Consider the following 13,162-nt stretch of genomic DNA (forward strand, 5'->3'; position numbering starts at 1 on the left):
AATATGGATATTCAATTGAATCAGAAAATCGCTGTGGTCAGTGGTGGCGCCACCCTGATTGGTCAGGCCGTGGTTCAAGCATTGGTCGATGCAGGCGCAAAAGTCATTATTCTGGATATTGACCAACAAGGGCAGCAAGTGGCGGATGCCATGCATGGGCAGGCGCAATTTATTCAAACTGATTTAAGCAGTGATGTGGCGATTGTAAACGCAGTAAAAACAATTCACGACAGCTTTGGCAAAGTTGATTATTTGGTCAATCTGGCCTGTACCTATCTGGATGATGGCTTTAAATCCTCACGTGAAGACTGGCTACAAGCATTGAATATTAATCTGCTTTCAGCAGTCGAACTGACCCGTGCGTTTTATCAAGATTTAAAAACCAAGCATGGTGCGATTGTCAATTTCACCTCGATCTCCGCCAAATTTGCGCAAACAGGGCGCTGGCTTTATCCCGTTTCAAAAGCAGCGATGCGACAACTTACCCAGTCCATGGCGATGGATTTTGCAGCAGATGGGGTTCGGGTTAATTCGGTATCACCTGGTTGGACATGGTCACGGGTGATTGCTGAAGTTAGTGGCAATAACCGAAGCAAAGCTGATGCCGTAGCAGCTGACTACCACTTGCTGGGACGTCTAGGTCATCCCGAAGAAGTGGCCAATGTGGTGCTGTTTTTACTCTCGCCAGCCGCAAGTTTTGTGACAGGCGCAGATTATTCCGTCGATGGTGGTTACTCCGTTATGGGGCCTGAAGGGAATCAACCTGCTATTCCACGTTTAGCCGATGACGCGTGATAGCAAATCAAACATTTAAAACACTCAATGAATTAAAAAATATGGGAGAACCATGATGCGTCGTATCGCTATAGTAGGAGCTGGTCAATCTGGATTGCAGCTCGGTTTAGGATTATTAGACACAGGTTATGAGGTGACGATTGTCACCAACCGTACTGGTGATGAAATTCGTCAGGGCAAAGTCATGTCAAGTCAGTGTATGTTTCACACAGCCTTGCAAACAGAGCGTGATGTTGGACTTAATTTTTGGGAAGAGCAATGTCCAGCGGTGGAAGGGATTGGATTTACACTGGTCAACCCAGAAACAAAACAGCCTGCCTTTGCATGGAGTGCGCGATTGGAGCGTTATGCACAATCGGTAGATCAGCGCGTCAAGATGCCGTACTGGATGGAAATGTTTGAGCATCGTGGTGGTCAGTTGATTATTCAAGATGTTGGGATAGAGGAACTGGAACAGCTCACTGCTGAATATGAGCTGGTCTTACTGGCCGCAGGTAAGGGGGAAGTGGTTAAACAGTTCGAGCGTGATGAAGCGCGTAGTTGTTTTGATAAGCCACAACGCGCGCTTGCCTTGACCTATGTGACAGGTATGAAGCAAATGTCGCCGTATTCACGTGTGACTTTTAACGTAATTCCAGAAGTGGGTGAATATTTCTGTTTTCCTGCGCTTACAGTTACAGGTGCTTGTGAAATTATGGTGTTTGAAGGCATTCCCGGTGGGCCGATGGATTGCTGGCAAGATGCAAAAACACCAGAACAGCATTTGCAAATGAGTAAAGATATTTTAAACAAATATGTGCCTTGGGAAGCAGCACGTTGTGAAAATATTGAATTAACCGACGCTGGTGGCTATCTGTCTGGACGTTTTCCACCGGGAGTGCGTAAACCGATATTAACCCTGCCATCTGGTCGTAAAGTTTTTGGTATGGCCGATGCGTTAGTGGTGAACGACCCAATCACTGGGCAAGGTTCAAACAATGCCGCCAAGTGTAGCAAAATTTATTTCGATGCCATTTTAGCGCATGACAATCAAACATTTACAGATGAATGGATGCAACAGACATTTGAACGTTATTGGGCATATGCCGAAAAAGTCGTGGCTTGGACCAACAGTTTATTGTTGCCACCACAACCGCACATGATTGAGCTTTTGGCGGCGGCTGAGCAGAACCATGCCATTGCTTCGAGTATTGCCAATAATTTTGATAATCCACGCAATTTTGCCCCATGGTGGTTTGATCCAGAACAGGCGCAGCGTTTTATCGAATCGAAAAGCTGTCAAAAAGTGGCTTAACAGGGAAGCAAAGTCAAAGGTGAATGTTATGAATATCAACACATCGCAGGAACTGGATTTAAAACCGATTGATACGGAAAATCCAAGAGAAATTCGCAACCTGTTAGGGCAGTTCGCTACAGGGGTTACGGTGATTACAACCCGTGGACGAGATGGACGAAAAGTTGGGATGACAGCCAACTCGTTTTCTTCACTATCACTCGATCCTCCGCTGATTTTATGGAGTTTGTCAAAGACTGCACCAAGTTTATTAGATTTTACTGAGGCCGAATATTTTGCAATTCATATGCTGGCACAAGAACATCACTCACTTTCAGGGCATTTTGCCCGTGGTTCAGAGGATAAGTTTGCCAACATTGCACATCGTGAGTGTGAGCGCGGTTTACCGTTACTAGAAGATGTATTGGCAACATTGGTATGTAAAAACGTAAATCAATATGAAGGGGGGGATCATCTGATTTTTATTGGTCAGATTGAACATTATCAACATCGTATTGGTGAGCCTTTGGTGTTTCATGCGGGCAAGTATCGTATTGCTGCAGCACATCCAGAACTGAGTATTTAACAGCAACAATCACGATCAATTTTGATCGTGATTTTTTTCGGGGATCGAAAATGAAAAATAATGTGATCAAAAGAGGTTTTCTTGCTGGAACAGTGGTCTTAACAGCGGTTGCAGCACAGGCATATGACTTGCCGACGGTGAATCTGGGCATGACCAGTTTTCTGGATGGTGGACTGCCTGCTGGGCCGGGATGGTATTCTCAAACTTATCTGCAAAATTATGATTCGAACAAGTTAAAAGACAATCAAGCTCATCGGTTAGCTTTACCCAAGACCGACTTAAATTTTCAAGTCATTGTTGAACAAGTTAGTTATCTGTCCGATGTGCGTGTAGGTGAACACACATCGTTAGGATTGAATTTACTGATTCCATTTGTCAGCAAAATGGATATGGAGGATGGTTTAAATAATGCTGCGATTAAAGCCCAAGGGGGTTTTGGTGATCTGATGATTGGGCCATTTATCCAGTTTGACCCAGTCATGGGCAAAGATGGTCCTAAATTTGTACAACGTTTTGAATTTCAGGTCAATTTACCGACAGGGAAATATGATCAGAATAAAAATATTAATCCGGGCAATAATGCTGTCTCATTTGATCCATACTGGGCAGCAACTTATTGGTTTAATCCAAAGTGGACGGTTTCTACACGTCTGCACTATTTGTACAATTTTAAAAATGATGATCCAAATTATAGCTTCGGTCTTGCAGATGATATTCAGGCAGGGCAAGCAATCCATGCCAATTTTGCAACAGACTATGCGCTTACACCACAATTACGCTTAGGGATCAATGGTTACTGGCTCAAGCAAATTACTGACACGGAAGTAGAGGGTGAAAAATTAACAGGCACACGTGAACAAGTGTGGGCGATTGGACCGGGGGCGATGTATAGCTTTTCTAAACATGATCATATCGTGACAAATGCCTATTTTGAACAGGATGCAAAAAATCGTCCTGAAGGAACTCGTTTGCAATTACGTTATATTCATCACTTCTGATGTGAAACGCTATGGCAATATCCTGACAGATATACTTGACCTATTTAGATACGTCTAAATAGGTTTTTAACTTTTTATATTCAATAAAATCTCTTTAACTAAATCTCATCGGTTGCTTAAGAATATGGCTTAAACCTGAGATCTTGCTGTTCAAGGGTGCTACGGCGTGTACAAGAGGGTAATTCACCATAACGACGTTTATATTCCTGAGAAAAACGCCCAAGATGACTAAAGCCCCATTTAAACGCGACATCTGTGACTGAGACATGCTCATTTTGTAGGAGTTCCATATGCGCTTGTTCAAAACGCAATTCTTTTAAGTATGACATTGGAGTGGTGTTTAAAAAGCTTTTAAATCCTGCAAATAATGTACGTACGCTTACGCCTGCCTGTTCAGCCAATTGTTCAATGGTTAAATTTGCGTGTAGATTTTCACGCATATAGGCTTCAGTACGTTTGACAAAATAAGGTGAAATGGCTTTTTCTCTGTACTGATCGATTTGATGCAATAAGCTGTTGGCTTGGCCGTAAATCAGGGCATTGAATAGACTGGATTCAAATTGCTTAAATGCCATTGGGTGATGTAAGGGATGTTGTTCACAAGCAAGTGCATCCATCAATGTACGCATCAATTGGAAAAAATAAGCACCGCCTTGGGTAGAAAGATCAAGCTTGGGTTCAAAAATAGGAGGGTGCTGCTGTGCGTCTGGAAGATGCTGGCGGCAGTGCTGTAAAAGGTCATCTTTATCAATTTTGAGAATCAGCTGTGGGGAGTTGGCATGCCAGCGCATTTTTAGCGATTGTTCGGGTGAAATTAGAGAGGCAACTTGCGGATAAGAAATAAATTTTTGTTGATTCATTTCAATTTCTGCATATCCCTGTGTTGGGATTTGAATCAGATAAAATTTTTCTAAATGGTCAGGTTCAATATAGACATCGGCACTGTATTCAAGACGACTGATGGATAATCGTCCTGCTTTAAGATGGTGCATGGATGAGTGAAAATCATGTTGCTGTTGTACGATTTTTAATAGATGTGGTTTGAAGATTTGCCCAACACTTTTGCAGGTTTCGCCCAAGTCTTGATGGTGAAAGACTAAGTTTTGTGATGAAAAAATGGGGCATTGCTGTAAATGACGTCCATTGAATTCCATAGTAGGATCGACCTGACTCATAAATATTCCTTTTGGCTGGCTTGTTTATTACAGCTAATCTTTATGTCACATGATGACCTGATTAAAAATGCACTAAACAATACTTAAAACTTTAAGTGGCTGGCAGTGATATAAAGAGTTAAGCAAAAAATAGACCAAGTAAAATACCTCGATACAACATATTTTTAGTCTAGTTTGGCGTGATCAAATCAATAAAAACGTCATAGTATTTTTAAAAAAATAAAGGATAGCATTGATCATGCTTTGTACTCTTTATATGATCCTATTCCTTAAGATCTATCTCTATGTATAGCAAATCTGACTAAAATGATCAATTTGTTTTTGGTTGTTTTTATTGATTTAACTAATTGAATAATATAGTTATATTAAAAATCCTCATATTATTTTAAATATCAGGATATCACCAAACTGAAATATTCAGGCCATGTAGAAAAAATATCCAAATTCCATCAATAAATCATTCTATGATCTCGCTATTTAATAAGTTTTTTTGCCCAATTAAGATTAGAATCATCTTGAGCTTAACCCTGATGTGAGTTGGTGTCATATCTTAAGATATGACACGCATTTTGTTGTTAAAACTAAGTTCTAACCGTATTGCTCTGTAAGAATTTCTCACTGTAAATCGAACAATCTTCGATAGATTGCTCATCTAGCCAAGATTTAACGGCTTCGATCATCGGTGGCGGGCCACATAAGTACATGTCGAAGCGTTGTTGTTGAAGTTGTTGTTTATCCAGATGTTGATGGATATAGCCTGATTTTCCTTGCCATCGTTCTGAGGCGCTTGAAATGATCGGATAATAACTAAAGTCTTTGATCTTTTCTGCATAGGCGATCAAACGCTTTTGTTCACATAGATCGGCTTCTGTATTGACACCATAATACAGTTGCACTGAGGGTTGATTTGGTTGATCCGCAATATTATCGAGCATACCTAAAAAAGCCGATAAGCCTGTACCACCTGCAATAAAGATCAGAGGGCGTTCAGCTTCACGTAGGTAAAAACTACCTAAAGGTGCTTCCATCATCAGGCTTTGTCCGATCTGACAACGTTCTCTGAGATAATTACTCATTACACCATCTGGCAGCAGACGAATTAAAAACTGAAGTTGATTGTTGGCATTGGGACGATTGGCAAATGAATAAGAACGCCAATCGTCAGTCTCTGGAATTTGTAAATGTGCGTATTGACCCGGTAAGAAATTCAGTTCTTTGTCAAAACTACTGGCATCGAGATGCAAGATCGCGGTGGTTTCTGAAACCAATTCAACAGCAGTAACCACCGTGGTAATTTTTAAAGTTTCACCCGCATTACAGATTTCAGAACTATGATCGAAATAAAAAGCGGCATTAGACTTAACCCGTGTTTGGCAAGCTAGCATTTTACGTTCAGCCAAATCACGTTCGCTTAATGCATCCTCATCGACATATTCTTGTTCATAAATACCCGTTTCACATTTTCCCTGACAGGTTCCACAAACACCTTCGCGGCAGTCGAGCGGGAGGTGGATTCCTTGACGAACCGCTGCATCCAACAGTAATTCGTCTTCCTGTACCGCGATAAAAAATGTTCTACCATCGGCAAAGTTGAGTGCAACAGAATGACTCATTGTATTTCTCCTTAGACGTGATAGAAATCGAGAACCGAATCTATCATGTCATTAAGCAATACACTGTGTTGACGACGAATACGGAAGCTATCTTCAGTTGGACGGAGCAAATAAGTGGCATGACCATAAAAGCATCCTTCAAGGCCCTGACGATTATAAAGCGTGCGCCAACTTACCTTTGCCTCAACCAAACCATCTTCCTGAGTCTTTACTTGTACATTGTGAATATTATGTTGAGTGCGCGGTAAAGGCATTGCAGAAGCTGCTTTTCCAGTGCGGATACGGAACACACGATCTTCAAGTCCTGAACGATCGGGGTAATAAATATAGGACAAGCCTTGATTGGGATCTTGAACGTAGTGATGGTCATCAATCCATTGTGGGATATGATATTCGCTGTCTTCATCATAGAGTTCGAGGTAAGCATCCCAATCATAGCGATCACACAGTTCTGCCTTTTTATACAGGAATTGAGACACTGCAAAATGAAGTTCTAGAGACATGGTTACACCTCATCCATAACAGATTGATTTAAAAAAGTGACTTCTTGCATCTTAAGTGCTTTTTTATTGAGCCCATTGAGGAGCAGGCGTTGCCAGTGACCATGCTGGTTGACATATAGCCCTTCATGAGTAAATTCACGCCCTGTGATCACGGGTTCAATACCAAGATCTTGTGAATTTTGTGATGGGCCATAATTCCATTGGTGATAACCGCGTGAGATATCACTCCAGCGTTCTAAACGACCCTGAAAGCCTTTTTGTTGTTCGCGGAATTCCACTAGATCATCTGGCGTACCCAGTCCTGATACATTGAAAAAGTCTTCAAACTGACGAATACGGTTACGACGTGCCTCCGCTGATTCACCTTTGACACCAATACATTGGCTGATGACTTCGGTTTTATTCCACGCCACAGGACGGACAATACGCAGTTGTGAACTGATCTGATCCATAAAGAACAGGCTTGGATAAAGGTTGAGGTTACGTAAACGATGCATGGCCCATTTAGCGCGTTTTTCCCCAAACCTTTCCAGCAGATAAGGCATCACCATATCATAACCAGGACGTACCGCTGGATTTGGCATATCACTAAACAGCACACTATGTCCATTTTTAAAGCTAAACCAGCCATCATCTGTTTCGGCATCACCCGCACCTAATTTACTATAATCAAGTGTGTCAAGTTCACTGCCATTGGCTGCGTTAACTTGCTGGCGATGTTGAACGGTGGAAACATAGTTATAATGCACGGTACTAACATGATAGCCATCCAGACCATTTTCATTTTGTAGTTTCCAGTTACCTGCAAAAGTATAAGCAGATTTACCTTGTAATACTTCAAGCTCACCTGTTGGTGATTGATCAACCATCAAGTCAAGGAACACTTTAGTATCACCTAAAAAGTCTTCCAGTGAATCTGTGGCCTGAGTATCCAGACTGACAAAAACAAATCCACGATAGCTGGCAATACGGCCTTGTTTTAAACCACGGCTGGATTTATCAAAATCTTCACAATATTCATTTGGCGCTTTGACCTTAACCAAACGCCCATCCGACTTATAACACCAAGCATGAAACGGGCAGGTGAATACAGACTGATTGCCTTTGGCCACACGGGTCAAGGTTGCACCACGATGCTCACAGGCATTGACCATGGCATGTAGTTCGCCTTTACCATCACGGCTGATAATGATTGGTTGTCGGCCAATCTGTACTGTAATGAAATCATTGTTATTGGCAATTTCACTTTCATGGCAAGCATAAATCCAGACCTTTTCAAAAATGAGTTCCATTTCGAGATCAAATAGTTCTGGTTCGGTAAACATATCGCGAGCTATTCGATAAACACCATCATTTGGTCGAAAATCGATACAGCTGTGTACAAAATTTTGCCATTCGGCGAGGTTACGTGCAGTCATGGGCTCTTCCTCTATTCAATCAGTCCTTTGTTTGATTGAACCGCGATTTAAAGAAGGGCTCTATCCAGATTTTCCATGTGTTTATCCACTTTATGCAGATTAAATGTTTGGATACATTTTTGTGGAGGAGATTGCGACAGGATTTTTCAATCTGTTTTATACATAACAAGATGCATACTTTTGAAATAAATAGGATCTGTTGACAATTCGTCTATGTTTGCGACTATTTTGAATTGGACTTCACCGTAATTTTGTTTTTAAGTAAAATTTTTAATGATGGGGATGAAAACAGACAAAGTATTTGCTAAAAGCAGTGTCTAAGCTTTAAGTCGCAACTCGATCATTTATATTCTAAATTGATATCTTATTGAACTTAAAGCGTTGCATTGAAAAATGAAGTTATTATGACTGACAATTATTTAAGGTAAAAAAGTTTCCTGTAAATAGCTCCACTGCATTTTTCCTTGAATTTCTTCAATAAGCGCACATGAACGTCGAACTAGAACTCCTGATTCCTTGGTATGTTTTTCAGTATAGGTGAGAACAATGCTTTGTTCAGTTTGCATCAAAATTTGTTCATCATAAATTTCGATCTGTAGATCTGGCATCTTGCCCTGATTATTGCTAAACAGACCTTTGACATCGGCTAAGGACAAGCGCTTTCCAGCTGCACCGACCATCTCAAAATGATCGGAAAAATATTCAATAAGTAGGGGAAGATCTTGTTCTGTATGTTTCCCGTTAAAAATACGTTCAATCAGTACGTGCATGCTATGTATACTTTCAATTGCATCTTGTTTTGACAGCGGCATATCCATTTCCTATGAGAGGTTTATTTTCTATATTATGTAAAAATAAATGTAAAATTCAATATTATTTTAAAATTAAATTTTTAACGTATGTTTCAAGAACCTTCCAAAAAATAATTTCCAATTTGTAAAATAGATTATCTTATTGATATATAATACTTTAAATAAAATAAATTTGTTCAAGTTGAGCATTGTGAAGTAAAAGGTATAACTATATACTTAAAATAACATGGAAAATTCCATGTAAAAATAACTATAGTGGGTTAAGCTTTTATCAAGAAGGTGGATAGGAAATGGATATTTCCTTAAATACGCGACATCTTCTTAAAGATACCAATCATAAAAATGCATGGACAAGGAAGAAAAATGGATACTCATTCACCAGAGTCAACAGGCTCTCATTCAAATACATATGCATGGTATGTTGTTTCACTTTGCATGTTGGCTTATATATTTTCATTTATAGATCGGCAAATACTGGCACTGATGATTGAACCAATTAAGGCTGATCTAGGATTGTCAGATACCCAATTTAGTCTATTACATGGTCTCGCCTTTTCATTGTTTTACGCCTTTATGGGGTTGCCACTGGCCTATTTGGCAGATCGATTTTCGCGACCAAAAATTATTGCAGTCGGGGTGGTGTTTTGGAGCATTGCAACTGCATTCTGTGGCTTAAGTAAAAACTTTATTCAACTGTTTTTAAGCCGTATGGGGGTTGGAGTGGGCGAAGCTGCTTTATCTCCAGCAGCGTATTCAATGTTTAGTGATATGTTCAGTAAGGACAAATTAGGCCGTGCTGTTGCAGTCTATTCAATTGGTTCATTTGTCGGTGGAGGGATTGCTTTTCTGGTCGGCGGTTATGTGATTGGCTTGCTTAAAAATATGGACACCATTCAGGTTCCTTTATTTGGTGCATTAAGAGCATGGCAGGCGGCATTTATTATCGTGGGCTTACCCGGGGTGTTTATTGGTTTACTGGTGTTACTTACGGTCAGAGAACCGCAGCGTAAAGGTCAGCGTTTAAATGCACAAGGTCAAGTTGAAAAGACCAATATGAAAGATGCGTTTAAGTTTATCAAAAAACATAGTCGTACTTTTACTTGCCATTATTTAGGTTTTACTTTCTATGCAATGGCGCTGTATTGCTTGATTAGTTGGTCACCAGCATTTTACATGCGTAAGTTTGGCCTTACACCGACAGAAGCAGGCTATATGCTAGGCACGGTGTTATTGGTGGCAAATATTCTTGGCGTATTCTGTGCAGGCTGGCTCAATGACTGGTTTATTCAAAAAGGACGTAAGGACGCACCAATGATTACCGGTGTGATTGGAATTGTGGGATTAATTTTACCAATTATGGTCTTTACCCAAGTCAATGAGCTGTGGCTTTCTGTGGTATTTCTGGTCCCTGCCATGTTTTTTGCCTCTTTCCCAATGCCAATTTCAACTACAGCAATGCAAATGCTGGCACCGAATCAGTTGCGTGCACAAATCTCAGCTGTATTTTTGCTGATCAGTAATTTGGTTGCAGTTGGAATTGGTACCACGTTGGTGGCATTGATTACAGATAAAATTTTTGAAAATCCACTGATGGTGGGGATGTCTTTGTCTATCGTGGGTACGATTTCATGTGTGTTGGCATTTATCTTATTGAAAAAGGGCTGTAAGGCATTTAGTGCCAGTATGCAGCAGGAACATGCCTCTTAATTCAATGGTGTTCTCAATCAGTCACAACACCCATTCTTTGTAATGGGCTTCGTGACTTGTTTGGTCAATCCATAATCAGGAAGTGAAAGAATGGAACAGTTTTTCAAATTGGATTATCTGGATGAACTGCTATTGTTTAAATCGGATGATTATCAAACCATTAAAGATCAGGTCAGTTATTATTTAAGCCCTCATCGTTTTGAGGTGGAAGTGCGTGAACCGCTAAATACCCGTTTAAATGGTTTTCGCTTTGGAAATTGTGCCTTGTACGATCTTAAATATAGTGCCCCTGTGATAATCACCATTGATGAGGTTTCTGATTTTTATTTATTTCGATTGACACTGGAAGGCCAATGTAAAGTCGGTATAGAAGACCAACAGGTGCTACAGTCAGTCGGGATTATGTCAATTACGCATCCACATACTCAACAGCAAATCCAGACCAATCAGCATTGCCGAAATATTATTTTAAAACTTGCTCAACATGATGTAGAAACCCAATTGTTTAAAATGTTGGGGCATACCAGTCATGAACCGGTTATCTTTGATATGAGTCTGTCCTGTACCGAGGAAGGCATAGACTCGATTATTGAAACCCTCAATTATTTGTGCCATGCCTATTATCATATTCAAAATTGGAGCTTTATCTCAGCAAGTTTTACCCAGTATTTAATTGAACTGATTTTATTAAAGATTCCAAATAACTATAGTGACCAGCTTAATTTGCAAAGACAGCATATTTTGCCCGGCTATCTAAAAAAAGCACAAAAATATATTCAGAATCATTTAGAACAACCGATTTCATTAGCGGATTTAAGCCAGTGTTGTGAGGTGTCGATCCGCACATTGCAAAAAGGCTTTAGTCACTATTTACAACAAACCCCAGTCGAGTATATCCGTGATCAGCGACTTGAACGGGTACATTTGGCTTTACAGCATGCACAAACCAATGAAACAGTGACGGATATTGTGCTGCGTCATGGCTTCCAAAGTTTAGGGCATTTTTCTACGCTGTATAAAAAACGCTATGGGTGTTTGCCCTCTAAAACTTTAAAAATGAGTCCTGTTCAAATGAGTACAATGCTTTCGTAACCTGAACAGGTGTTGCGTGTTTGGATAAGCCAGCAGGTTATTGCACTTCTATGATGAATTGAAATAAATCAGGAAGAGCAATGATGAAAATTACAGTTTTAGGTGGCGGCCATGGATGTTATGCAGCTGCGGCAGAAATGGCTGAAAAAGGGCATGAGGTGCTGTTATGGCGCCGTGATTCAGATGCTTTACAACAACTTGCTGCCACTGGGCAATTAAAGATTAAGGATTATCAGGGCGATCGTACTGTGACGGTGGGTTTTGAAAAGAGTCAGATTAATTTGTCTGATGATTTGCAAAGCGCCATTGAACATGCCGAGTTGATTATTATTCCATTACCTGCGACCACACATGATGATTTAGCCCATCAAGCAGCGCCATTTTTTAAAGCAGGGCAAGTGGTGTACTTACCACCAGCGACATTTGGTAGTTTTATCTTTGCCAAGGCGATGCAACAAGCAGGCAACACTGCGCAAGTGGCATTTGCAGAAACGGGAACTTTGCCTTATCTGGTGCGTAAACATGGGGTGAATCAAATTGTGATTAGTGGTTATGCGACCCGGTTACCCACAGGCGTGTTTCCAAGCGTATTGTCACAACATGCATTTCAAGTGCTTAAGCAGGCATATCCTAGCGTTGAACCCGTTGAAGACAGCTTAAGTGGTGCATTGATGAATGCTGGACCGATTATTCATCCACCTCTGATTTTGATGAATGCAGGTCCACTTGAACATTTTGAAGCGTGGGATATTCATAACGAAGGTACTCAACCCTCAATTCGTCGTGTCACCAATCAACTCGATGCGGAACGAATGCAACTGCGTGAAGCATTGGGATATACAGCACCACATTTTCCTTTGGCGGATCATTATAATCATGAAGGTGAGGGTGATGAATGGATGTATGGACGTGGGGCACATGGAAAATTAACCGACAGCGGTGACTGGCGTGAGGATATCGACTTAGATTCACATCGCTATATGTTAGAAGACACTCGTTTAGGATTATCTTTTTTAGTTTCTGTGGGACGTTGGGCAGGTGTTGCAACCCCTGTTGCTGAAGGATTGTTGAATATCGCGTCAGCGGTCACGGGTAAGGATTTATATCAACAAGGGCGTACTTTTGAGCGTTTAGGTCTTGCGGATAAAAGCCCAGCAGAACTGCAAGCGATTTTGCAACAAGGTGTCTAA

At 40.8% G+C, this 13,162-nt stretch carries 12 protein-coding genes; 7 read left to right on the top strand and 5 right to left on the bottom strand.

Annotated features, from left to right (window positions below; all coding sequences use genetic code 11):
- Positions 1-3 precede the first annotated feature (3 nt).
- From ACG9ZL_RS12170 to ACG9ZL_RS12185, 4 genes are read left to right on the top strand one after another with little or no spacing between them, the layout of a single operon-like run.
- Complete coding sequence (locus ACG9ZL_RS12170) at positions 4-795, top strand: SDR family oxidoreductase (RefSeq protein ID WP_336954113.1); 792 nt, start codon at positions 4-6, stop codon at positions 793-795.
- 55 nt (positions 796-850) lie between these two features.
- Positions 851-2,089: a styrene monooxygenase/indole monooxygenase family protein gene (locus tag ACG9ZL_RS12175; protein ID WP_419328810.1), complete on the top strand. Its 1,239-nt coding sequence runs from the start codon at positions 851-853 to the stop codon at positions 2,087-2,089.
- Positions 2,090-2,117: 28 nt separating this feature from the next.
- Positions 2,118-2,654, top strand: a complete 537-nt coding sequence (locus ACG9ZL_RS12180; protein ID WP_419360162.1) for a flavin reductase family protein — start codon at positions 2,118-2,120, stop codon at positions 2,652-2,654.
- A 50-nt stretch (positions 2,655-2,704) separates the two neighbouring features.
- Entirely contained in the window at positions 2,705-3,652 is a 948-nt protein-coding gene (locus tag ACG9ZL_RS12185) for a SphA family protein (protein WP_419360164.1), read from the top strand.
- Between the two features lie 116 nt (positions 3,653-3,768).
- On the opposite strand, the gene ACG9ZL_RS12190 is transcribed toward ACG9ZL_RS12185, so the two are convergent.
- The 5 genes from ACG9ZL_RS12190 to ACG9ZL_RS12210 form a co-directional block, all read right to left on the bottom strand.
- A complete protein-coding gene (locus ACG9ZL_RS12190) occupies positions 3,769-4,827 on the bottom strand; it encodes an AraC family transcriptional regulator (RefSeq protein ID WP_336954110.1) in 1,059 nt (352 codons plus the stop codon).
- Between the two features lie 581 nt (positions 4,828-5,408).
- Positions 5,409-6,440 carry an anthranilate 1,2-dioxygenase electron transfer component AntC gene (gene antC / locus ACG9ZL_RS12195; RefSeq protein WP_419328773.1) on the bottom strand — a complete coding sequence of 344 codons (1,032 nt, stop codon included), beginning with the start codon at positions 6,438-6,440 and terminating at the stop codon, positions 5,409-5,411.
- Positions 6,441-6,451: 11 nt separating this feature from the next.
- A complete protein-coding gene (gene antB, locus ACG9ZL_RS12200; RefSeq protein ID WP_419360166.1) occupies positions 6,452-6,943 on the bottom strand; it encodes an anthranilate 1,2-dioxygenase small subunit in 492 nt (163 codons plus the stop codon).
- A gap of 2 nt (positions 6,944-6,945) precedes the next feature.
- Positions 6,946-8,361 carry an anthranilate 1,2-dioxygenase large subunit gene (gene antA, locus ACG9ZL_RS12205; RefSeq protein ID WP_419328771.1) on the bottom strand — a complete coding sequence of 472 codons (1,416 nt, stop codon included), beginning with the start codon at positions 8,359-8,361 and terminating at the stop codon, positions 6,946-6,948.
- 419 nt (positions 8,362-8,780) lie between these two features.
- Positions 8,781-9,173, bottom strand: a complete 393-nt coding sequence (locus ACG9ZL_RS12210) for a DUF4440 domain-containing protein (RefSeq protein WP_419360167.1) — start codon at positions 9,171-9,173, stop codon at positions 8,781-8,783.
- Between the two features lie 363 nt (positions 9,174-9,536).
- Here ACG9ZL_RS12210 and ACG9ZL_RS12215 point away from each other — a divergent pair, with 363 nt between their 5' ends.
- From ACG9ZL_RS12215 to ACG9ZL_RS12225, 3 genes are all read left to right on the top strand, one after another.
- On the top strand, positions 9,537-10,880 hold the full coding sequence (locus ACG9ZL_RS12215) for a spinster family MFS transporter (RefSeq protein ID WP_004721612.1): 1,344 nt from the start codon (positions 9,537-9,539) through the stop codon (positions 10,878-10,880).
- A gap of 90 nt (positions 10,881-10,970) precedes the next feature.
- The gene (locus ACG9ZL_RS12220) at positions 10,971-11,972 is read left to right on the top strand and encodes an AraC family transcriptional regulator (RefSeq protein ID WP_419360169.1); all 1,002 of its coding nucleotides are present in this window, start codon (positions 10,971-10,973) and stop codon (positions 11,970-11,972) included.
- A gap of 83 nt (positions 11,973-12,055) precedes the next feature.
- On the top strand, positions 12,056-13,162 hold the full coding sequence (locus tag ACG9ZL_RS12225; RefSeq protein ID WP_419328808.1) for an NAD/NADP-dependent octopine/nopaline dehydrogenase family protein: 1,107 nt from the start codon (positions 12,056-12,058) through the stop codon (positions 13,160-13,162).

The organism is Acinetobacter legionensis, from assembly GCF_048551735.1.
Classification (GTDB): Bacteria; Pseudomonadota; Gammaproteobacteria; order Pseudomonadales; family Moraxellaceae; genus Acinetobacter.

Excerpts from the sequence above, each read along its gene's own strand:
- ACG9ZL_RS12220 (WP_419360169.1), top strand. The coding sequence starts at position 10,971 with ATGGAACAGTTTTTCAAATTGGATTATCTGGATGAACTGCTATTGTTT.
- antC (WP_419328773.1), bottom strand. The coding sequence starts at position 6,440 with ATGAGTCATTCTGTTGCACTCAACTTTGCCGATGGTAGAACATTTTTT.
- antB (WP_419360166.1), bottom strand. The coding sequence starts at position 6,943 with ATGTCTCTAGAACTTCATTTTGCAGTGTCTCAATTCCTGTATAAAAAG.
- ACG9ZL_RS12185 (WP_419360164.1), top strand. The coding sequence starts at position 2,705 with ATGAAAAATAATGTGATCAAAAGAGGTTTTCTTGCTGGAACAGTGGTC.
- ACG9ZL_RS12170 (WP_336954113.1), top strand. The coding sequence starts at position 4 with ATGGATATTCAATTGAATCAGAAAATCGCTGTGGTCAGTGGTGGCGCC.
- ACG9ZL_RS12190 (WP_336954110.1), bottom strand. The coding sequence starts at position 4,827 with ATGAGTCAGGTCGATCCTACTATGGAATTCAATGGACGTCATTTACAG.
- ACG9ZL_RS12180 (WP_419360162.1), top strand. The coding sequence starts at position 2,118 with ATGAATATCAACACATCGCAGGAACTGGATTTAAAACCGATTGATACG.
- ACG9ZL_RS12215 (WP_004721612.1), top strand. The coding sequence starts at position 9,537 with ATGGATACTCATTCACCAGAGTCAACAGGCTCTCATTCAAATACATAT.
- antA (WP_419328771.1), bottom strand. The coding sequence starts at position 8,361 with ATGACTGCACGTAACCTCGCCGAATGGCAAAATTTTGTACACAGCTGT.
- ACG9ZL_RS12210 (WP_419360167.1), bottom strand. The coding sequence starts at position 9,173 with ATGCCGCTGTCAAAACAAGATGCAATTGAAAGTATACATAGCATGCAC.
- ACG9ZL_RS12175 (WP_419328810.1), top strand. The coding sequence starts at position 851 with ATGCGTCGTATCGCTATAGTAGGAGCTGGTCAATCTGGATTGCAGCTC.
- ACG9ZL_RS12225 (WP_419328808.1), top strand. The coding sequence starts at position 12,056 with ATGAAAATTACAGTTTTAGGTGGCGGCCATGGATGTTATGCAGCTGCG.